This window comes from Paracoccus gahaiensis, from assembly GCF_005048225.1.
Lineage (GTDB): Bacteria > Pseudomonadota > Alphaproteobacteria > Rhodobacterales > Rhodobacteraceae > Paracoccus > Paracoccus gahaiensis.
The window spans coordinates 59,991-80,191 of sequence record NZ_SUNI01000003.1 but is presented as its reverse complement, the minus strand read 5'-3'; the positions used below and the strand labels follow the sequence as shown (position 1 = coordinate 80,191).

The 20,201-nt window shown below is 69.4% G+C and carries 22 protein-coding genes; 10 read left to right on the top strand and 12 right to left on the bottom strand.

Going from position 1 to position 20,201, the window contains the following annotated elements; translation table 11 throughout:
* The first annotated feature begins 2 nt into the window (after positions 1-2).
* Together FA743_RS05095 and recR are read left to right on the top strand one after the other, a co-directional pair.
* Positions 3-347 carry a YbaB/EbfC family nucleoid-associated protein gene (locus FA743_RS05095; RefSeq protein ID WP_136884807.1) on the top strand — a complete coding sequence of 115 codons (345 nt, stop codon included), beginning with the start codon at positions 3-5 and terminating at the stop codon, positions 345-347.
* 5 nt (positions 348-352) lie between these two features.
* Positions 353-970, top strand: coding sequence for a recombination mediator RecR (gene recR, locus FA743_RS05090; protein WP_281281765.1), 618 nt, complete (start codon positions 353-355; stop codon positions 968-970).
* Positions 971-1,072: 102 nt separating this feature from the next.
* Here recR and FA743_RS05085 read toward each other — a convergent pair whose 3' ends face one another.
* The 4 genes from FA743_RS05085 to FA743_RS05070 all read right to left on the bottom strand — a co-directional run bounded on the left by FA743_RS05085 (position 1,073) and on the right by FA743_RS05070 (position 5,466).
* Positions 1,073-1,525: an Hsp20 family protein gene (locus FA743_RS05085; protein WP_136884806.1), complete on the bottom strand. Its 453-nt coding sequence runs from the start codon at positions 1,523-1,525 to the stop codon at positions 1,073-1,075.
* A gap of 128 nt (positions 1,526-1,653) precedes the next feature.
* Complete coding sequence (gene glcF, locus FA743_RS05080; RefSeq protein ID WP_136884805.1) at positions 1,654-2,964, bottom strand: glycolate oxidase subunit GlcF; 1,311 nt, start codon at positions 2,962-2,964, stop codon at positions 1,654-1,656.
* Entirely contained in the window at positions 2,964-4,004 is a 1,041-nt protein-coding gene (locus FA743_RS05075; protein WP_136884804.1) for an FAD-binding protein, read from the bottom strand. Before FA743_RS05075 ends, glcF begins: the two co-directional genes overlap by 1 nt.
* A 4-nt stretch (positions 4,005-4,008) precedes the next feature.
* Positions 4,009-5,466, bottom strand: coding sequence for an FAD-linked oxidase C-terminal domain-containing protein (locus FA743_RS05070; RefSeq protein WP_136885008.1), 1,458 nt, complete (start codon positions 5,464-5,466; stop codon positions 4,009-4,011).
* A 91-nt stretch (positions 5,467-5,557) separates the two neighbouring features.
* Between FA743_RS05070 and FA743_RS05065 the strand changes: the two genes are divergently transcribed.
* Positions 5,558-6,334 (top strand): DUF599 domain-containing protein, encoded by a 777-nt coding sequence (locus FA743_RS05065; RefSeq protein ID WP_136884803.1) that lies wholly within the window; start codon positions 5,558-5,560, stop codon positions 6,332-6,334.
* On the opposite strand, the gene FA743_RS05060 is transcribed toward FA743_RS05065, so the two are convergent.
* Together FA743_RS05060 and FA743_RS05055 are read right to left on the bottom strand one after the other, a co-directional pair.
* Positions 6,240-7,439: an MFS transporter gene (locus FA743_RS05060; RefSeq protein ID WP_136884802.1), complete on the bottom strand. Its 1,200-nt coding sequence runs from the start codon at positions 7,437-7,439 to the stop codon at positions 6,240-6,242. The two genes, FA743_RS05065 and FA743_RS05060, sit on opposite strands and share 95 nt — an antisense overlap.
* Before the next feature lie 102 nt (positions 7,440-7,541).
* On the bottom strand, positions 7,542-8,006 hold the full coding sequence (locus FA743_RS05055) for a hypothetical protein (RefSeq protein ID WP_246054840.1): 465 nt from the start codon (positions 8,004-8,006) through the stop codon (positions 7,542-7,544).
* Here FA743_RS05055 and FA743_RS05050 point away from each other — a divergent pair.
* On the top strand, positions 7,995-8,777 hold the full coding sequence (locus tag FA743_RS05050) for an alpha/beta fold hydrolase (protein ID WP_136884801.1): 783 nt from the start codon (positions 7,995-7,997) through the stop codon (positions 8,775-8,777). The two genes, FA743_RS05055 and FA743_RS05050, sit on opposite strands and share 12 nt — an antisense overlap.
* Here the strand turns inward: FA743_RS05050 and FA743_RS05045 are convergent.
* From FA743_RS05045 to FA743_RS05030, 4 genes are all read right to left on the bottom strand, one after another.
* Positions 8,774-9,085, bottom strand: a complete 312-nt coding sequence (locus FA743_RS05045) for a hypothetical protein (RefSeq protein ID WP_169308770.1) — start codon at positions 9,083-9,085, stop codon at positions 8,774-8,776. The two genes, FA743_RS05050 and FA743_RS05045, sit on opposite strands and share 4 nt — an antisense overlap.
* A 45-nt stretch (positions 9,086-9,130) precedes the next feature.
* Positions 9,131-9,493 carry a cell division protein ZapA gene (gene zapA / locus FA743_RS05040; RefSeq protein ID WP_135313172.1) on the bottom strand — a complete coding sequence of 121 codons (363 nt, stop codon included), beginning with the start codon at positions 9,491-9,493 and terminating at the stop codon, positions 9,131-9,133.
* Position 9,494: 1 nt separating this feature from the next.
* Positions 9,495-10,220: a hypothetical protein gene (locus FA743_RS20440; protein ID WP_211242194.1), complete on the bottom strand. Its 726-nt coding sequence runs from the start codon at positions 10,218-10,220 to the stop codon at positions 9,495-9,497.
* 109 nt (positions 10,221-10,329) lie between these two features.
* The gene (locus FA743_RS05030; protein WP_136884799.1) at positions 10,330-12,102 is read right to left on the bottom strand and encodes a BCCT family transporter; all 1,773 of its coding nucleotides are present in this window, start codon (positions 12,100-12,102) and stop codon (positions 10,330-10,332) included.
* Positions 12,103-12,322: 220 nt separating this feature from the next.
* Between FA743_RS05030 and FA743_RS05025 the strand changes: the two genes are divergently transcribed.
* The 5 genes from FA743_RS05025 (at position 12,323) to ade (ending at position 17,424) form a co-directional block, all read left to right on the top strand.
* Positions 12,323-12,979 (top strand): potassium channel family protein, encoded by a 657-nt coding sequence (locus tag FA743_RS05025; RefSeq protein WP_136884798.1) that lies wholly within the window; start codon positions 12,323-12,325, stop codon positions 12,977-12,979.
* A gap of 26 nt (positions 12,980-13,005) precedes the next feature.
* Complete coding sequence (locus tag FA743_RS05020) at positions 13,006-14,331, top strand: TrkH family potassium uptake protein (protein WP_136885006.1); 1,326 nt, start codon at positions 13,006-13,008, stop codon at positions 14,329-14,331.
* Between the two features lie 44 nt (positions 14,332-14,375).
* Positions 14,376-14,963 carry an imidazoleglycerol-phosphate dehydratase HisB gene (gene hisB / locus FA743_RS05015; protein WP_136884797.1) on the top strand — a complete coding sequence of 196 codons (588 nt, stop codon included), beginning with the start codon at positions 14,376-14,378 and terminating at the stop codon, positions 14,961-14,963.
* A complete protein-coding gene (gene hisH, locus FA743_RS05010) occupies positions 14,963-15,592 on the top strand; it encodes an imidazole glycerol phosphate synthase subunit HisH (protein ID WP_136884796.1) in 630 nt (209 codons plus the stop codon). The genes hisB and hisH overlap by 1 nt, the downstream gene beginning before the upstream one ends.
* Positions 15,593-15,726: 134 nt before the next feature.
* The gene (gene ade, locus FA743_RS05005; RefSeq protein ID WP_136884795.1) at positions 15,727-17,424 is read left to right on the top strand and encodes an adenine deaminase; all 1,698 of its coding nucleotides are present in this window, start codon (positions 15,727-15,729) and stop codon (positions 17,422-17,424) included.
* Positions 17,425-17,490: 66 nt separating this feature from the next.
* Here the strand turns inward: ade and FA743_RS05000 are convergent, their stop codons facing one another.
* Positions 17,491-18,078 carry a (d)CMP kinase gene (locus FA743_RS05000; protein WP_136884794.1) on the bottom strand — a complete coding sequence of 196 codons (588 nt, stop codon included), beginning with the start codon at positions 18,076-18,078 and terminating at the stop codon, positions 17,491-17,493.
* Positions 18,079-18,317: 239 nt separating this feature from the next.
* On the opposite strand from FA743_RS05000, the gene FA743_RS04995 reads away from it, so the two are divergent.
* The gene (locus tag FA743_RS04995) at positions 18,318-19,079 is read left to right on the top strand and encodes a helix-turn-helix transcriptional regulator (protein ID WP_136884793.1); all 762 of its coding nucleotides are present in this window, start codon (positions 18,318-18,320) and stop codon (positions 19,077-19,079) included.
* Positions 19,080-19,280: 201 nt separating this feature from the next.
* Here FA743_RS04995 and tsf read toward each other — a convergent pair whose 3' ends face one another.
* Positions 19,281-20,159: a translation elongation factor Ts gene (gene tsf / locus FA743_RS04990; RefSeq protein WP_136884792.1), complete on the bottom strand. Its 879-nt coding sequence runs from the start codon at positions 20,157-20,159 to the stop codon at positions 19,281-19,283.
* Between the last annotated feature and the right edge of the window lie 42 nt (positions 20,160-20,201).

The window sequence follows — 20,201 nt, the reverse complement described above, 5'->3', positions numbered from 1 at the left end:
CGATGATCAAGGGATTGGGCGGCTTTGGCGACATGGCCAAGATGATGAAGACCGCCAAGGACATGCAGGACAAGATGGCGCAGGTCCAGGAGGATCTGGCCCGCATCACCGTCACCGGCGAATCCGGCGCGGGCCTCGTCAAGGCGACCTGCACCGCCAAGGGCGAGCTGACCGCGCTCGAGATCGACCCCTCGATCTTCGTGCCCTCCGAGAAGGAGGTGGTCGAGGACCTGATCCTGGCCGCCATCAAGGAGGCGCAGCGCGCCGCCGAGGAGCGGATGCAGTCCGAGATGGCGCGCATGACCGAGGGGCTGGGCCTGCCGCCCGGCATGAAGCTGCCCTTCTGACCCCGGTGTCCTCCACGGACCCCTCGGCCCAGGGCGGCGACGACATCCAGGCCCTGATCGCGCTGATGGCGCGGCTGCCGGGCCTGGGGCCGCGCTCGGCCCGGCGCATCGTGCTGCAGCTGGTGCGCCGGCGCAGCCAGCAGATGGTGCAGCTGGCCCAACTGCTGGACCGGGTGGCGCAGAACTCGCGCGAATGCGTGACCTGCGGCAATATCACCGATCGCGACGACTGCGCCATCTGCACCGACCCCGCCCGCGCCACCGGAGAGATCTGCGTCGTGCAGGACGTGGCGGACCTCTGGGCGCTGGAACGGGGCCGGGCCTTCCGGGGCCGCTATCACGTGCTGGGCGGCACCCTGTCGGCGCTGGACGATGTCGGCCCCGAGGATCTGGGCATCCCCGCCCTGCTGGCCCGCATTCAGGACGAGCGCATCTCCGAGGTGATCCTGGCCCTGAACGCCACCGTCGACGGCCAGACCACCGCGCATTACATCGCCGACGCGCTCGACGGCGCGCCCGTCGCCGTCACCGGCCTGGCCCAGGGCGTTCCCATTGGCGGAGAGCTGGACTATCTCGACGACGGCACCATCACCGCCGCCCTCCGCGCCCGCCGCAAGCTCTAACCAGGAAAACAGGGCGACCCGAAAAGGCCGCCCCTTCATCTTGGTAAAAGTATCCCGGGGGGTCCGGGGGGCTGGCCCCCCGGCCGTCGCGGGACGCAAAGATCAGGCGTCCAGACGCTCGACCTTCGGCGCCGACTTGGCGATCTCGATCCGGCGGGGCTTCAGCGCTTCGGGGATCTCGCGGACCAGGTCGATATGCAGCATCCCGTCGGCATGGCTGGCACCATCGACGCGGACATGGTCGGCCAGAGTGAACTTGCGCTCGAAGCTGCGGGTCGCGATGCCGCGATGCAGATAGGTTCGGCCCTCGTCCTCGTCCGTCTTGCGGGCCGAGACGATCACCGCGCCGTCGCGGATCTCGACATTCAGGTCGTCGGCGGCAAAGCCCGCCACGGCGATCGAGATGCGATAGGTATCCTCGCCGGTTTTCTCAATATTGTAGGGGGGATAGGTCGTGGTGGCGATATCGGCGCTCATGGCGCGGTCCATCACGTCGGCCAGCCGGTCGAAGCCGACCGAGGCGCGATAGAGCGGGGTCAGGTCGAAATTGCGCATGGGTCACATCCTCTGCTCAAGCGATGTCATGGGTGCCCCCCGAAAGCCCGGGCGGGCGGTAGGACCGGCGCCATGTCGGCCGCCGGTGAGCCGAGATTTAGCCCGGTCCCTCCCGCCTTCAAGCGCCCTCACGCATCCGTGAACAGATCCGCCAGCGCGGCGGGGCGCGGCCCCCCGGTGGCCCAGTCCAGCAGCTCGACGGTATGGACGACGGGGACGGACGTGCCGCCGCCGATCTGCATCATGCAGCCGATGTTGCCGGCGGCGATCACCTGCGGCGCGGTCGCCTCCAGCGTCGCGACCTTGCGGGCCTTCAGCTCCGAGGACAGCTCGGGCTGCAGCAGGTTGTAGGTCCCGGCGGATCCGCAGCACAGATGCGGATCGGTGGGCTCCAGAACGGTGAAGCCCATCCCCGCCAGCAGGTCCTTGGGGGCCGAGCGGATCTGCTGGCCGTGCTGCAGCGAGCAGGCCGAGTGATAGGCCACCCGCATCCCCGCGCCTCGATCGCCCACCCGCTCGGGCAGGCCCAGGCCCGCCAGGAACTCGGTCACGTCGCGGGCAAGCCCCGCCACGCGCCGGGCCTCGGCCTCCATCGGGTCGCCCGCGAAGAGATGCCCGTAATCCTTGATCGTCGTGCCGCAGCCCGAGGTGTTGATGATCACCGCGTCCAGCGCGCCGCCTTCTTCGGCGGCCAGCAGGCGGCGGATGCTGTCGCGGGCGCGGGTCTTGCCATCGGCCTCGTCGCCCATATGCAGGGTCAGCGCCCCGCAGCAGCCGAAGGACTGCGGGATGACGACCTCGACGCCCGCGCGCTGTAGCAGGCGGATGGTGGCGTCGTTGATGTCGGTGTTCAGCGCCCGCTGCGCGCAGCCGATCATCAGCACCACCCGCGCCCGGCGCGGGCCCTGGGCGGGAAAGGTCTGCCCGTCATCGTTGCGGCTGACCGGCGGGATGCTGGCCGGCGCCATGCTCAGCATCGCGCGCAGCCGCTTGTCCGGCATCAGCCGCGCGAAGGGCCGCGCGATCCTGGCGCCCAGCAGCGCCAGCCGGAAGCGGGTCGGATGGGGCAGCACGAATTTCAGCACCCCGCGCAGCGCCCGGTCGGTGAAGGGGCGGCGATAGGTGGCCTCGATATGCTCGCGCGCATGTTCCAGCAGATGGCCGTAATGCACGCCCGAGGGGCAGGTCGTCATGCAGGACAGGCAGCCCAGGCAGCGGTCGATATGCTTGACCGTCTTGGCATCGGCGGGGCGGCCCGCCTCCAGCATGTCCTTGATCAGGTAGATGCGGCCGCGCGGGCTGTCCAGCTCGTCCCCCAGCACCTGATAGGTCGGGCAGGTCGCCGTGCAGAAGCCGCAATGCACGCAGGTCCGCAGGATCTTGTTCGACCGCGCGGTCAGCGGATCGGAGAGCTGCTCGGGCGAGAAATGGGTCTGCATCAGGCGTCCCCTCCGAAGAGGCCGCGCGGGTCGAACTGCGCGCGCAAATCCCGCTCCAGCCGCGCGGTCAGCGGATCGGCGGCGGGGTGCAGCGCCGGGGCCGCGCCCCGGATGCGGCGGGCATGGCCCGAGAAATGGGGCAGATCAGGGATCTGGTCCGCAGGCAGGCGGACATGGATCAGCGCGCCGCCCCAGTCAAGCGACAGAGGTTCGGGCAGGTGGGACAGCACTGCGGGGGCCTCGCTTGGACGACAGGTGATGCGCCAGATGTCGGCCTGGGGATCTTGGGTATTTGGGCAAAGAAGAAGCCAGGCCTGCGGATTGCCCTCGGTCACCGCACCATGGGCCTGCAGGCGGTCGGTCAGATCGGCGGCGCGGGACGTGACCGAGGCGGCGAGCCCCTCCAACCGGATGAGCGCGCCCTGCCCGGGCAGCCAAGCGGCGCCCGAGACGTCATAGGGGCCGCCCAGGGCCGAGGACAGGGCCGGGATCGCGGCGGCGGCGTCCAGATCCGGCAGCGCCAATGTCAGGGTGACGGGCGGCAGGGGGGCGGTGCGGAAGCTGATCTCGGTCAACGCGCCAAGCCGTCCCCGGCTGCCCGCCATCAGCTTGACCAGATCATAGCCGGTGACGTTCTTCATCACCCGCCCGCCATTGCGGATCACCTCGCCCTGCCCGTCCACGAAGCGCACCCCGATCATCGCGTCGCGCGCCGCGCCCGCCTGCACCCGGCGCGGGCCGCTGGCATTGGTCGCGGCCACGCCGCCGATGGTCGAGCCGTCCCGGCCCACAGGCTCGAAGGCCAGCATCTGCCCCTCGGCGGCCAAGGTCTGACGCACGGTCTCCAAGGGCGTGCCGGCGCGCACGACCAGGGTCAGCGCCTCGGGCTCATAGAGCGTCACGCCGGTCAGCGCGGTCATGTCGAGGTGCGTGCCCCCGCCCTCGCCGGGCCAAGGGCGCGTGCCGCCCCCGGTGATCGACAGGGGAGCGATGGCGCCGCGGATCAGGTCGGCCAGCTGGCCCTCGGTCTCAGGCCGCATGATTTCAGGCGGCATGGGGGGTCCGGTTCAGGCGGCGGTCGCGGCGCGGGGCGCTGACATCCAGCGGAAAGACCTTGGCGGCGTTCAGCAGCCAATGCGGATCGAAGGCGTCCTTGACGCGCATCTGCGCCTCCAGATCGGCGGGGTCGAACTGCACGCTCATCAGGTCGCGCTTTTCGATGCCCACGCCATGCTCGCCGGTCAGGCAGCCGCCGACCTCGACGCAGAGGCGCAGGATGTCGGCGCCCAGATCCTCGGCCCGGTCCAGATCGCCGGGCGCATTGGCGTCATAGATGATCAGGGGATGCATGTTGCCGTCGCCCGCATGGAAGACATTGGCCACCGCCAGCCCGTATTGCCGCGACAGATCGCCGATGCCCGCCAGCACCCTGGGCAGCGCGGTCACCGGGATGGTGCCGTCCAGACAGATGTAATCGCCCATCTGCCCCATCGCCCCGAAGGCCGACTTGCGGCCCAGCCAGATGCGGCGGGATTCGTCGTCCGAGCCGCTTTCGCGGAACTCGACCGGATCGAAGCGCATCGCGATGTCGCGGATCAGCGCCAGCTGTTCGTCGATCTCGGGCGGCGTGCCCTCGACCTCGACGATCAGCAGTGCCTCGCAATCGGGATAGCCCGCATGGGCGAAGGCCTCGGTCGCCTTGATGCAGGGGCTGTCCATGAATTCGATGGCGACGGGGATGATGCCCGCGCGGATGATCGCGGCCACGCAGGCGCCGGCGGTCTCGGCCTTGTCGAAGCCGATCAGCGCGGGGCGCGCGCCGGCGGGACGCGGCAGGATGCGCAGCGTGGCTTCCGTGACGATGCCCAGTTGCCCCTCGGACCCGCAGACGACGCCCAGCAGGTCCAGCCCCGGCCCCTCGCCCATCGGACCGCCCAGCTCCACGACCGAGCCGTCCATCAGGACCAGCGTCACGCCCAGCAGGTTGTTCGTCGTCACCCCGTATTTCAGGCAATGCGCGCCGCCCGAATTCATCGCGATGTTCCCGCCGATGGCGCAGGCCAGCTGGCTGGAGGGATCGGGGGCATAGAAGAAGCCCAAGCCCTCGACCGCGCCCGAGACGGACAGGTTCGTGCGCCCCGCCTGCACCCGGATCTGGCGGTCGGGGGCCGAGATCTCCAGCACGTCGGTCATGCGCGACAGGCCGATCACCACCGCATCGGCGGTGGGCATCGACCCGCCCGCAAGGCTGGTCCCCGCCCCGCGCGGCACGACCGGCACGCGCAGCTCGTGACACAGGCGCAGCAGGCGCGAGACCTCGTCGGTCGAGCGCGGCAGCACCACGGCCAAGGGCGCGCAGCGATAGGCCGACAGCGCGTCGCATTCATAGGCGCGCGTTTCGGCCGGGTCCTGGATCACCGCGCCCGGAAGGGCCGCGTTCAGCGCATCGGTGATCGCCTGGCGCCGCGACAGGACCGAAGGATCGGGTGGGGGCATCTGCATCATGGCCGGTTCTCCTCCCTGCCGTGTCGGGCGACGATAGGCCGGTGCGCAGGGGCTTACAAGCCGCGCCATCCCGCCTTAATGTCGCGCCATGACCATGCTGGACCAACTCGCTTCCCATCCGCTGGCGCTGCGCGACCTGATCGCGCTGGTGATGCTGTTCGCGGCCTGGCTGGGCATCGGCTGGTTCACGGAACGCCCGCCGCAGGGGCGGCCCTCGGTCTCGGTGCTGATGACGCGCTATCGCCGGGAATGGATGCGCTATTTCGTGACCCGCGAGCCGCGCATCTTCGACGGCAACATCCTGGCCAGCCTGCGCGAGGGCACGGCCTTCTTCGCCAGCGCCTGCATGATCGCCACCGGGGGGCTGCTGGCGCTGATCGGCAATGGGGAACGCCTGCGCACCATCGCCTCGGGGCTGGAGCTGGACCCCGCCACTGACACCGGGTGGGAGCTGCGGCTGCTGGTGCCGATGTTCTTCGTGGCCAATGCCTTCCTGAAGTTTGTCTGGGCGCACCGGCTGTTCGGCTATTGCGCGGTGATGATGGCCGCCGTGCCGAACAAGGCCGACCACCCGGACGCCATGGACCGCGCCATGCAGGCGGCGGATCTGAACATCACCGCCGCGCGCAGCTTCAATGCCGGGCTGCGCAGCGTCTACTTCGCCCTGGGCTCGCTTGGCTGGCTGACCGGGGCCTGGACGCTGATGCTGGGTACGGGGATCGTGCTGTGGGTCACCTGGCGACGCGAGTTCGCCTCGACCTCGCGGCAGGTCATCCTGCGCTCGTTGCCGGCGCCGATCCTGCCCGATCGCGTTTCCGGTCCTGGCGGATCGACAGGGTCAGCGCCACCGCCCCCGCTGCCGTAAGCGCGACGCCCACCAGCCCCGGCGCGCGCCAGCCCCAGCCCGCCGCCAGGGCCATCCCGGCCAGGAAGGGCCCAAGTGCATTGGCCGCGTTGAAGGCCGCATGGTTCATCGCGGCGGCCATGTTCTGCGCCGAGCCTGCCACATCCATCAGCCGCGTCTGCAGCGGGATCACCAGCCCGGCCCCGGCGGCGATCAGGAAGGACGACAGCACCATCAGAGGCCAGCTGCCCACCACCAGCGCGGCAAAGCCCTGCGTGGCGGCCATCGCCGCCAGCGACAGATAGGCGGCGCGGTCGATGCCCATCCGCTCGGTCAGGCGCCCCGCGCCCCAGGTGCCAAGCGTGCCGCCCACGCCGAACACCGCCAGCGTCAGCGGGATGACATAGCCGGGCGCGTCGGTGGTGGCCAGGATGCCCGCCGTCAGGAAGGCATAGACCGCGAACAGCCCGCCGAAGCCGATCGCCCCCACCGCCAGCACCCACAGCACGCGCGGGTTCTTCAGCGCATAGAGCTCGTCCCACGGGCGCGCATCGGGGTTGCCGCCCACACGGGGCGCGACGCGCAGGATCAGCCAGGCCGAGATCAGCGCCAGCACGCCCGGCAGAGCAAAGCCCCACCGCCAGCCGATGCTCTGCCCCATCCAGCCCGCCAGCGGCACGCCCACGATATTGGCGACCGTCAGGCCCAGAAGGACCCGCGCCAGCCCGCGCCCGCGCTGCTCGGGCGGCAGGGCGTCGGCGGCGTACAGCATCGCCACGCCCAGGAAGCCGCCATGCGGCAGGCCCGCCAGAAAGCGCATGCCGGTCAGCGTCGCCAGATCCGGCATCACCGCTGCGATCAGGTTCACGACGCCGTAGAAGGCCATCAGCGCCGCCAGATAGCGCCGCCGCGGCAGGCGTGCGCCCAGGATCGCGGTGACCGGCGCGCCGACCACCACGCCCAACGCATAGGCGCTGATGACGTGGCCGGCCTGCGGCTCGGTCAGTGCCAGGTCGGCGGCGAAATAGGGCAGAAGCCCCATCGCCGCGAATTCCGACGTGCCGATGGCGAAGGCGCCAAGCGCCAGCGCCAGCACGGCGGCGCGGAAATCTGGGGGGGAGGTCATGTGGGGATCCTGCGCGCGGAGGGGATGTTAGCCCTCACACACCAGCTTGGGGCAGGTTTGGCAAGGCCCGCGGGCGCGGGTCAGGGTTGCATCATGCGCAAGTCACAAGAGCCCGCGCTGCAGCATGATCCAGATCGCCAGCGCGCCGACGACCAGCAGGCCGAGCGCCACCGAGGCCCCGAAGCTGACCGCCCGTCCCTGCCAGCGCGACAGCTCGCCCAAGGGGCGCAGATGCGCGGCCAGCGCGGCATGGTCGCGGCCAAGCCGGGCGCGGGGCAGCTGGCGGGCCACCTTGGGCTGGGCCGACAGCCGGTCGGCCTCGGCTAGCCGGGCAGCCCGGGCGCGAAGGCGCGCGGGCAAGGCGCCGCCACGACGGCGCAGCATAACATGCAGGGGCGGACGCTCTCCCCGCCGCACGCCGCCAAGGCGCGAGGCCATCAGCACGGCGATCTCGTCGGCCAGGGCCGGGATGTCTTCGAAGCTCTGGCCCTTGCGCGTCATCGGATCACGATAGACGGGATGGCAGCCGCGCGCCAGACGCCGTAAGCTGGCGCCATGAAGCTGCATCACACCGCCATCGGCCCGACGGGGGCCATTCCGATCCTGCTGGTCCACGGCCTCTACGGGCAGGGCCGCAACCTGGGCGCGCAGGCCCGCCGGCTGGCCGAGACGCGCCGGGTCGTCAGCGTCGATCTGCGCAACCACGGCGACAGCCCGCAGGGCGAGCGTGCCGATTATCCGGCCCTGGCCGAGGATCTGGCCGATCTGATCGCCGATCTGGGCGGCCCGGTCGATCTGGTCGGCCATTCTATGGGCGGCAAGGCCGCGATGGTGCTGGCGCTGACCCGGCCCGATCTGGTCCGGCGGCTGGTCGTCATGGACATCGCGCCTCTGGCCTATGACCACGACCAGACCGGCTATATCGACGCGATGGAGGCGCTGGACCTGGGCTCGGTCACCCGGCGCAGCGAGGCCGACCGACAGCTGGCCGCCCATGTCCCCCAGCCCGGCATCCGCGCCTTCCTGCTGCAGAACCTGGACCTGAAGGCCGCGCCCCCGGTCTGGCGGCTGAACCTGCCCGTCCTGCGCGCGGCCATGGGCCAGATCACCGGCTGGCCCGAGGGCCTGCCCGCCGAGGCCTTCCCCGGCAAGGTCATGGCCCTGCGCGGGGCGAAATCGGATTACGTCGATGCGGCGGGCGAGGACGCGCTGCGCCAATTCTTCCCGCAGGTCGGCATCGTCACCCTGAAGGAGGCCGGCCACTGGCTGCATGCCGACGCCCCCGAGGCGGTGGCCGAGACGCTGGTGGCCTTTCTGGGCGACGGATCGGAGGGCTAGGGCGGGCAGCGCAGGTCCACCCTGCCCACCGCCGAATCGGCGCCGCCCACCGGGATCAGGCTGTCCGGGATCGCGCGACAGCCGGTCGCCATCTCGGCCGCGCGCCGCATCCGGGGGGCGACGAGGCCCCGGTCGGCGCGGCGCAGCCTGTCCAGCCGGATCACCTGTGCCTCGGTCGCGCGGGCATAGACGGCAAAGCGCATCCCCTCGACCGTGACATCCTGACGGGCCGCGCCCAGAAAGCTCGGCGAGGGCGAGGCGCAGCCCATCAGGACCAGAATCATCAGGAAGGGGGCCATCTGCATCATGGCCCCAGCATCGCCGCCAGACCTTAAGGCAAGGTTAAGCGGGGGTCAGCCGCGCCGCTGTTCGTCCAGCCGATCGGCCAGCGATTCGGCGCGGGCGGCCATCTCGGCCATGGCCTCGCGCAGATCGGCGGGAATGACGGGCACCTCGACGCGGGGCGGGTTCTGCTGCAACCGGTTCACATGGCGCTCGGCCTTTTCGGCGCGCTCTTCCAGCGCGGCGAAGCGGTCGGCCAGCATCAGGCCCGCCAGCAGCAGCAGGCGCGTCTCGGGGACGCGGCCTGCCTGGTCCAGGATCTGACGCGCCTCGGCGTCCAGGATCAGGGCGGCGCGGGACAGCAGGCGTTCCTCGCCATCGGCGGCGCCGACGCGGTATTCCTTGTGCCCGATGGTGAATTCGACCTCGGCCATGTCAGCGATCCTCCTGAGGGGTGGGGCGACCGCCCGTGTCGGGCAGAATGGAACCGTCACCCATGTCGGGCAGACCCGGGCCGTCGGGCGACGGCGCGGTGCCGTCCGCCCCGGCATCGGCCTTCGGGTCGGGCAGTTCCGCAGAGTTTTCCGGGACAGGCAGTGCGTCATTGCCTTCCGCGTCGGGCAGACCGTCGCGGTCCTCGCCCTCGGGAAGGCCGGCGCCGTCGCCGGCGGCCTCGGTCGCGTGAAGCGCCAGCGGCGCCTCATCGGGCCCGTCGCCGTCCTGATCGGCGGCCAGCAGGCGTTCCAGTTCGGTCATGATCTCGCTCATCTGCGCCATCTCGGCGGCGCGGGCGGCGCGCAGGGCGGCGATCTCGGCCTCCAGCGCGGCGCGGGTCTCGTCGGGGCCGATACCGCCGGTGGCCTGCGCGTCCAGCAAATCGCGATTGGCGGTCATCAGCTCTTCATTGGCGGTGGACAGACGAGCGGACTGCTCGATCGCGGCCTCCAGCCGGACCTGCAGGTCGGTGAGGACGGCGCTGTCGGATCCCTCCTCGGGTGCCGGTCCCGTGGCCTCGGCGCGCGCAAGCGCGGCATCGCGTTCCTCGGTCAGGCGGGCGATCAGGCCGGGATCGGCGGCAGGGGCCGGTGCCGTCTCCAGCAGCCGGTCCAGACGGTCGAGCGCGGCGCTGAGCCGGCGTTCGCTGGCGGTGATGTCGCTCATCGGCATCGGTCCTTCGGTGGCATGTCAGGGGGTTGTCGCATTGACGCCCTCATAAGACAAGAACGGGCGGGTTCAACCCGCCCGTTCGCCCGGATTGCGGCAGCTGCCCTCAGGTCAGTTCCCGCCGTTCCGCGATCAGCCCTTTGACCAGCGCGTAGCAGGCGCCCAGCAGCACGATCGTGAACGGGAACCCGGTCGAGACGGCCATCGCCTGCAGCGCGGCCAGTCCCCCGCCCAGCAGCAGCGCGATGGCCACCAGACCCTCGACACCGACCCAGAAGATGCGCTGCGGGACGGGCGCGTTGACCTTGCCCCCCGCCGCGATCGTGTCGATCACCAGCGAGCCGCTGTCCGACGAGGTGATGAAGAACACGATGACCAGCACGATGCCCACGAAGCTGGTGATCGCGGTCAGCGGCAGCTGTTCCAGCATGGTGAACAGCTCCAGCTCCAGCGGCGCGTCCAGGATGCCGGTGAAGCCGCCGATGGTGATGTCGATGGCGGTGCCGCCAAGCGCCGTCATCCACAGGACCGAGATCAGCGAGGGCACGATCAGCACCGCGATCAGGAACTGCCGCACGGTGCGGCCGCGGCTGACGCGGGCGATGAACATGCCGACGAAGGGCGACCAGCTGATCCACCAGGCCCAGTAGAAGGCCGTCCAGCCATGGCGGAAGTTGTCATCCGTCCGCCCGAAGGGGTTGGACAGCGGGATGACCTCGGACGCATAGGCGCCCAGGTTCGAGAAGAAGCCGGTCAGGATCGCCAGCGTCGGGCCGACGATGATGACGAAGACCAGCAGCAGGATGGCCAGCACCATGTTCAGTTCCGACAGGCGCTTGACGCCCTTCTCGACACCGAGGACGACTGAGGCGCCCGCGACGATGGTGATGCCCACGATCAGGATGACCTTGGTGGTGTCGGTGTTCTGGAACCCGAACAGATAGGCCAGACCCGCCGTCGCCTGCTCGGCGCCGAGGCCAAGCGAGGTCGCCAGGCCGAAGATCGTCGCCAGCACGGCCAGGATGTCGATGATATGGCCCGGCCAGCCCCAGATCCGCTCCCCGAAGATCGGGTAGAAGACCGAGCGCAGGGTCAGCGGCAGGCCCTTGTTGTAGGCGAACAGCCCAAGCGCCAGCGCCACGACCGCATAGATCGCCCAGGGGTGCAGCCCCCAGTGGAAGATCGTCGCGGCCATGCCGATGCGGCGCGCGGCCTCGGGATCGTCCAGCGCGCCGCCCAGAGGCGCCCAGTCCGTGCGGATGCCGTCCTCCATCACCGCGCCGCCCAGGGCGGCCTCGAAATGGCCCAGGGGCTCGCTGACCCCATAGAACATCAGCCCGATGCCCATGCCGGCGGCGAAGAGCATCGCGAACCAGCCGCTGAGCGCGAAGTCGGGCGTGGCGTCGGGTCCGCCAAGCCGGATCGAGCCCAGGGGCGAGACGATCAGCCCCAGGCACAGCACCACGAAGATGTTGCCGGCCAGCATGAAGAACCAGTCCAGGTTCGCGGTCAGCCCGTCGCGCAGCCCGCCGAAGATCGGCTCCAGCTGGGTGGGAAACAGCAGCGTGACGACGGTGAAGACCAGCACGGCGGCGGCCGAGATGCCGAAGACCGGGTTGTGGATGTCATAGGGCACCCGGCCCGCGCGTTCGATATTGTCCTGACCGATGGTGTAGTCGGTCTCGATGATCTCGGTCGGGCCCTCGGGCTCGGGCAGCGGCTCCTGCCCATCTTCGGGCAGGGGCGGCGGCGGCGGGACCGGCTTGGGCTTGCCCGACGCGGGATAGCGGCCGCGCAGGGCCTCTTCTTCGCGACGGCGGTCGCGGGCGGATTGCGGGCCTTCCGGCGGACCGGGGGGTTTGGGGGGTGTCGGTGACATCTGTCCCTTTCAGATTGGGTCTTGATCGGGTGGCAGGTCCATGGACCCTTGGCGGAAACACGCCTCTATGATGCATCATTTCTCACATTCCCGTCAGAAAGGCCACCTCTGCGGGGCAAATGGCTGCCAGCTGCCTTGGAAGGCCGCTGCAGAGGTGCGCTTGACTTCGCCCGGCAAGCGGCAGAACGATCCGCCGGTTTCGCCTGATCTGGGGATCCCGATGGGAAAAGTGAGTCGCAGCTTCGTCGTCATCGGCCTGGGGGCCTTCGGCAGCGTCGTCGCCGCCGAGCTGGCACGCTTCGGCAATCAGGTGCTGGGCATCGACAAGGATCCGCGCCGCGTGGCCGCGCTGGCCGAGCAGTTGCCCGCCTGCGCCATCCTGGACGCCACCGACGAGGGCGCGCTGCGCGAGGCGGGCGTGGACCGCTATGACGTGGGGCTGGTCTCGATCGGCAACGATCTGGAGGGCAACGTCATCGCCGCGATGAACCTGCGGCTGGTGGGCGTGGGCACGATCTGGGCCAAGGCCGACAGCCGCACGCATCACCGCATCCTGTCCAAGATCGGCGCCGACCGGGTGATCATGCCGGGAACCGAGATGGGCCGCCACACCGCGCAGATGCTGAACAATCCCGCCGTGCAGGATTACGTCAGCCTGGGCAACGGATTCTCGGTCGTGAACCTGATGATCCCCGCCCGCCTCTCGGGCCGTCACCTGTCCGAGCTGCAGGCCGGGCCGGGCGTGCAGATGCTGGGCATGATGCGCGGCACCGAGTATCGCTGCGTGAAGACCGAGGACCCGGTCCTGCAGACCAACGACCGCCTGCTGCTTCTGGGCAAGCGCGTCGACCTGACGAATTTCGGCGACCGGCTGTGACACGCCGCCATCGCCGCCCGCCCGCCATGCTTCGGCGCTGGCTGGCGCGCACCCCGCCCCCCGCCGTGCTGGCGGTGGGCTATCTGGTGCTGATCCTGCTGGGCGGGGTGCTGCTGATGCTGCCGCCGATGGCGCGGGCGCCGGTCACGATCTCGGACGCGCTGTTCACCGCGACCTCGGCGGTGACGGTGACCGGGCTGGCGGTCGTCGATACCGAGCTGGTCTTCACCTTCTGGGGGCAGCTGGTGATCGCCGTGCTGATCCAGATGGGCGGGCTGGGGCTGATGACCTTCGCCGTGCTGATCTGGTCGGCGCTCGGCCTTCCCTTGGGGATCATGCAGGGCAACTACCTGCGCGAGGACCTGAACCAGACCTCCTATGTCAAGCTGACGCGGCTGGTCTGGACGATCCTGCGCATCGTGCTGATGGCCGAGGTGGCGGGCGCGATGCTGCTGTGCCTGTCCTTCATGCCCCATCACGGGCTGGGGCCGGGGCTGTGGCATGCGATCTTCCATTCCGTCTCGGCCTTCAACAATGCCGGCTTCTCGACCTTCTCGCCGGGGCTGACCGGCTATGCGCTGGACCCGATCGTGAACACGGTCATCCCCGCCCTCTTCATCGCGGGGGGCATCGGCTATGTCGTGGTGGCCGACCTGTTCCGCCGCCCCTTCTGGCGCGGCTGGTCGCTGCACACGCGGATGATGATGATCGGCACCGCCGTGCTGATCGTCGGCGGCGTGGCGATGACCGCCATCCTGGAATGGAACAACCCCCGCACCCTTGGCCAGTATGACAGCACGACCGCCCGCCTGACGGTGGCATGGTTCCAGGGCGTCACCACCCGGACGGCCGGGTTCAATTCGACCGACATCGCCGGGCTGCACGATTCGACCTCGCTGATGTACATGATCCTGATGGTGATCGGCGCGGGCCCGACCTCGACGGCGGGCGGACTGAAGGTCACGACGATCTTCGTCATGCTGCTGGCGACCTGGGCCTTCCTGCGCCGCCGGACCGAGGTCTCGGGCTTCGGTCGCGCCATCCCGCTTGGCGATGTGCTGAAGGTCATGGCGCTGATGTCCATCGCCTCGGGGGTCATCCTGATCGCCATCTTCCTGCTGCTGCTCAGCCATGACGGCGAGTTCATCGACATCGCCTTCGAGGTGACCTCGGCCTTCGGCACGGTCGGCCTGTCGCGCGCCTATACGGGCGAGCTGTCCGATTTCGGCCGCGCGGTCATCATGGTGGTGATGTTTCTGGGCCGCGTCGGGCCGCTGACCCTCGGCTTCTTCCTCGCCACGCGGATGATGCCCCGGGTGCGCTATCCCGCCGGTCAGGTCCATCTTGGCTGATCCGGCGCGGCACCCTATAAGGCGCCTGAACAGAAGGATATCCCATGCGCCAGGCGACGATCATCCGCACGACCTCGGAAACCCGGATCGAGGTCACGCTGAACCTCGACGGCACCGGGGTCTATGACAACCAGACCGGGGTGGGGTTCTTCGATCACATGCTGGACCAGCTGTCGCGGCACTCGCTGATCGACATGACCATCCGCGCCCGGGGCGATCTGCACATCGACGACCACCACACGGTCGAGGATACCGGCATCGCCATCGGCCAGGCGCTGGTGCAGGCGCTTGGCGACAAGAAGGGCATCCGCCGCTATGGCAGCTTCCTGCTGGCGATGGACGATTCGCAGGTCCGCACGGCGCTGGACCTTTCGGCCCGCCCCTATCTGGTCTGGAACGTCGATTTCCCGTCGGAAAAGATCGGCACATTCGACACCGAACTGGTGCGCGAGTTCTTCCAGGCGCTGTCGACCCATGGCGGCATCACCCTGCATGTCGACCGCCTGCATGGGGTGAACAGCCATCACATCGCCGAGGCCGCGTTCAAGTCCGTCGCCCGCGCGCTGCGCGAGGCGGTCGAGCCCGATCCCCGCATGGCGGGCGTGCTGCCCTCGACCAAGGGCGCCTTGTGATGCGGGTCGCGCTGATCGACTATGACAGCGGCAACCTGCATTCGGCGGAAAAGGCCTTCCAGCTGATGGGCCGCGATGCGGGGGCCGAGGTGATCGTGACCTCCGACCCCGAGGTGGCGGCCCGCGCCGACCGCATCGTGCTGCCCGGCGACGGCGCCTTCCCCGCCTGCCGCACCGCCCTGGGCGAGGTCGACGGCATGGCCGAGGCCCTGCGCGAGGCGGTCCTGGGCCGCGCCATCCCCTTCATGGGCATCTGCGTCGGCATGCAGATGCTGGCCACCACGGGCCACGAATACCGCGAGACCTCCGGCCTCGACTGGATCGGCGGAGAGATCCGCCCTATCGCCGCGCCAGGCCTCAAGGTCCCGCATATGGGCTGGAACGATCTGGTCATCGACCATGCCCACCCTGTCCTCGACGGCATCGTCACCGGCGATCACGCCTATTTCGTGCATAGCTGGCAGTTCCAGGTCACCGACCCCGCCCATCTGCTGGCCCATGCCGACTATGGCGGCCCGGTCACGGCGGTGGTGGGCCGCGACAACATCGTCGGCACCCAGTTCCACCCCGAGAAATCCCAGGCCCTGGGCCTGCGCCTGATCGCCAATTTCCTGCGCTGGACCCCCTGACCTTTCATCTTGGCCCAAATATCCTCGGGGGGTGAATTGGCCGCCCCGGCCAAGAGGGGGCGCGAGCGCCCCCTGCCCCCCTCGACGCCCGCCCTGCAATCGGTTTTGCTGCATAACGCAGACAGGAGACCCCCATGGACGACCTCGAACGCCGGATCGCGCAGGCACGCGGCGACATCCCCGCCGACCTGGTCCTGCGCGGAGGCCGGGTCTTCGATCTGATCACCGGCACGATGATCCCCGGCGACGTGGCGATCTGCGGCGACCGCATCGCGGGGATCGGCGCCGCTTACGACGGCACCCGCATCCTCGACGTGACCGGCCTGACGCTGGTGCCGGGCTTCATCGACACGCATCTGCATGTCGAAAGCAGCCTGGTGACCCCCTTCGAGTTCGACCGCTGCGTGACGCCCCGCGGCATCACCACCGCCATCTGCGACCCGCACGAGATCGCCAATGTCATCGGCCCCAACGGCATCCGGTACTTCCAAGCCGCCTCCGAGCACCTGCTCATGGACCTGCGCGTCCAGTTGTCCTCCTGCGTCCCCTCGACCGAGATGGAAACCTCGGGCGCCCGGATCGAGGCGGATGACCTCGCCCCCCTGATGAACCATCCCACGGCCATCGGCCTGGCCGAGTTCATGAACTATCCCGGCGTGATCCATCGCGACCCCGCCGCCATGGCCAAGTTGGCGCTGTTCGCGGGCGGCCATGTCGACGGCCATTGCCCGCAGCTGACCGGTCGAGATCTGAATGCCTATATCGCCGCCGGCATCCGCACCGAACACGAGGCCACCACCGCCGAGGAGGCGCTGGAAAAGCTGCGCAAGGGGATGCGTGTCCTGATCCGCGAAGGCTCGGTCAGTAAGGATCTGGACGCCCTGCAGCCGATCCTGACCGAGGCCACCAGCGCCTATCTGTGCCTGTGCACCGACGACCGCAACCCGCTGGACATCGGAGAGCACGGCCATCTGGATTACATGATCCGACGCCTGATCGCGCTCGGCACCTCGCCGCTGGCCGCCTATCGCGCCGCCTCGCTCTCGGCCGCCGAGGCCTTCGGGCTGAAGGATCGCGGGTTGATCGCGCCCGGCCTGCGCGCCGACATCGTGGCGATCGACAGCCTGCAGGACTGCCGGGCGCAGCTGGTCCTGACCGGCGGGCGCGTGGTCGACGACCGCGCCTTCGCCGCGCGCGGCCATGTGGCCCCGGTGGGCCGCGCCTCGGTCCGCGCGCCGCAGGTCCGCGCCGCCGATTTCCGCGCGCGCGGAAACCGCACCGAAACCCCGGTGATCGGCATCCTCGAGGGCAAGATCATCACCGAGCACCTGACGATCGACATCCCCCCCGAGAGCGGCGACAAGCGCCCCGACCCCGCCCGCGACCTGATGCGCATCGCCGTGATCGAACGCCACGGCAGGAACGGCAACATCGCCACCGGATTCGTCAAGGGCTTCGGCCTGACCCGCGGCGCCATCGCCTCGACCGTCTGCCATGACCATCACAACATCGTCGCGCTCGGCGCCGATTACGACGACATGGCCCTGGCCGCCAACCGCCTGAGCGACATCGAAGGCGGCTTCGTCGTGGCCCTCGACGGCCGGATCCTCGCCGAACTGCCCCTGCCCGTCGCGGGCCTGATGAGCCTTGATCCCTTCGAGGCGGTCCGCGACCGGCTGATCGAGCTGCGCGCCGCCGCCCGCAGCCTCGGCACGACGCTCGAGGAGCCCTTCCTGCAGCTGGCCTTCCTGGCCCTGCCGGTGATCCCCGCCCTCAAGATCACCGATCGCGGCATGGTCGATGTCGCCCGGTTCGAGATCATCGCCCCCTGAATCTCGTTTGCCCAAATACCCGCGGGGGTGAATTGGCCGGCACGGCCAAGAGGGGGCGGCAGCCCCCTAGCCCGCCCGGACCCGGCGCACCTCGGCCAAGGCACGCGCCACGGCCTCCTCGATGCTCAGGGTGCTGGTATCCAGCACCACAGCATCCTCGGCGGGGCGCAGCGGCGCGACGTCGCGCTGGCTGTCGCGCAGATCGCGCTCGCGCAGCTCGGCCAGCATTTGGTCGGGATCGGCCCCCAGCTCGGCGGCGCGGCGCGCGGCGCGCACCGCGTCCGAGGCGGTGACATACAGCTTCACCTCGGCCCCCGGGTAGATCACCGTGCCGATGTCGCGCCCGTCCAGCACGGCGCCCGGATCCTGCGCGGCGAAACAGTGCTGGAACGCGACCAGGGCCGCGCGCACCTCGGGGATGGCGGCGATGCGGCTGGCCGCCTGCCCCGCCGCCGCGCTGCGCAGATCGTCGCGGGCCAGATCGGCCGCCGTCAGCCCCCGGGCCGCCGCCACAGGATCACCCCCCTTGGCCCCCGTCGCCCGATAGAGCAGCCCGGTATCCAGGTGATGAAACCCCAGCTCCGCCGCCAGGGCGCGGGCGATGGTCCCCTTGCCCGAGGCTGCGGGTCCGTCAATGGCGATGATGAAGGGCATGGGACAGGGTCCGGACTGGGGAAGATCTGGACGATCTTGTGCATCTCGCTTGCGCAAAGGTCCAGCCCCGGCCCGCCCTTTCAAGGCCTTCCCCCGCCCCGCCCCCGACCTTCGGCTGCCCGCGCCGGAAATGGTCGAAATGTCTGCACTTATTAACCATGTGGTGAATTTATTTCTTGGCAAACGCCCTTCGCCAACGTCCAATAGCGTTTTGAACGGTGTCCGGGTCCCTCATCAAGATGTTTTCACATGCCGTTGAACGCCTTCTGGTTGTCGAAACCGCGTCCGAGATCCGTGACGTCTTCCTGCAGGAAATCGCGCAGCTGGGCTTCGATCATGCGCTCTATGCGGCGCAGTTCATGCTCAGCGTGCCCTCCTCGGTGCTGCGCGACCGGCCCATCGTCTTCACGAATCTTCCCTTCAAGCTGATGGCCGAGGCGCAGATGCTGGGCGCGCTGGACGATGACCCCTGGATTCAATGGGCCCTGAACAATGACGGGGACATTGCCGCGGACGACCTTCTGGCCCTGCCGGGCGTCGTCTCGCCCTCGCTCGACCTTGCGGCCCGGCACGGGCTGGGGCAATGCCGGATCAACAGCCTGCGCGACAAGGTGCTGGACAGCGTCGGCGTGGTGCTGGTCTTTCCGGGACAGGGCATGGATGCCGACGTCCTGGCGCAGCGCTGGCGGCAGTCGGGGCGCGAGGTGCGGGTGCTGGCCTGGGTCATGCACATGCGCATCGCCACGATGAACCGGTCCCTGCCCGTCACGACCCTGACCCCCCGCCAACGCGAGGTCCTGACCTGGCGCTCGGCCGGCAAGACCGTCGCAGAGGTCGCCACCATCCTCGGCATCACCCCCGCCACGGTGGAAAAGCACACCCGGCTGGCGCGCGAGGCCCTGGGGGTGGCCACGACCGCGCAGGCCGTGCTCAAGGCGCATGTCTGCCGGCTGCTGGTCCCGCCCGACGCCATGCGATCGCGCAGTCTGCGGCTGTCCTGAGCCCGGCCCCGGGGGCCTCTGGCCTCTGGCAGTCAGCGGGCATCCTGCCAGAGTCAGGAGGCTATCGCGCCGGCAAGCGCTTCCAGACGCCATCTGGGCGACGGGTGCCGCGTACTCCCTCCGCCCAGGCCTCATGCCCGGACAGCAAGATGCCGGCCCGAGGGGCCGGCATGTCACCGTGTCAGTCAGGCAAGGTCGGGATCAGGCGCCGCTGAGGGTCTTGGCGACCTCGGCTGCGAAATCCTCTTCCTTCTTCTCGATGCCTTCGCCGACAGCCACACGGGCGAAGCCCACGATCGTCGCGCCCTGCTCCTTGGCCGCTTCGGCCACGGTCAGGTCGGGATTGATGACGAATTTCTGGCCGGTCAGCGTGACCTCTTCGAAGAACTTCTTCATGCGGCCTTCGATCATCTTCTCGATCACGGCCTCGGGCTTGCCGGATTCGCGCGCCTGCTCGGTCAGGACCTGCTTCTCGCGCTCGACCAGCGCGGGGTCCAGGTCGGCCTCGCCCAGGGATGCCGGCGCGGTGGCCGCGACATGCATCGCGATCTGGCGACCGATCTCGGCATTGCCGCCGTCCAGACCGACGAGGACGCCGATCTTGCCCATGCCGTCGGTGGCCGCGTTATGCACGTAATGCACGACGGTCGGCGCGGTCACGACAACCATGCGGCGCAGGCTCATGTTCTCGCCGATCTTGGCGATGGCATCGGTCAGGACCTCGGAGACGGGCTTGCCGTCGATCTGCGCGGATTTCAGCGCCTCGATGTCGTCGACCTCCAGCGCGGCCTGGGCGATCTTGCGCACCATGGCCTGGAATTCCTCGTTCTTGCCGACGAAATCGGTTTCCGAGTTCACCTCGACCGCGACGCCCTTGCCGTCCTTGACGGCCACGGCCACCAGACCCTCGGCGGCCACGCGGCCGGATTTCTTGGCGGCCTTCGACAGGCCCTTCGTGCGCAGCCAGTCGACGGCGGCATCCATGTCGCCTTCGGTCTCGGTCAGGGCCTTCTTGGCGTCCATCATGCCCGCGCCGGTCATCTCGCGCAGTTCCTTCACCATCGCTGCGGTGATTGCCATATCCGTCTCCTCTGTGTTCAACGCGTCAGGCGGGGCATATCC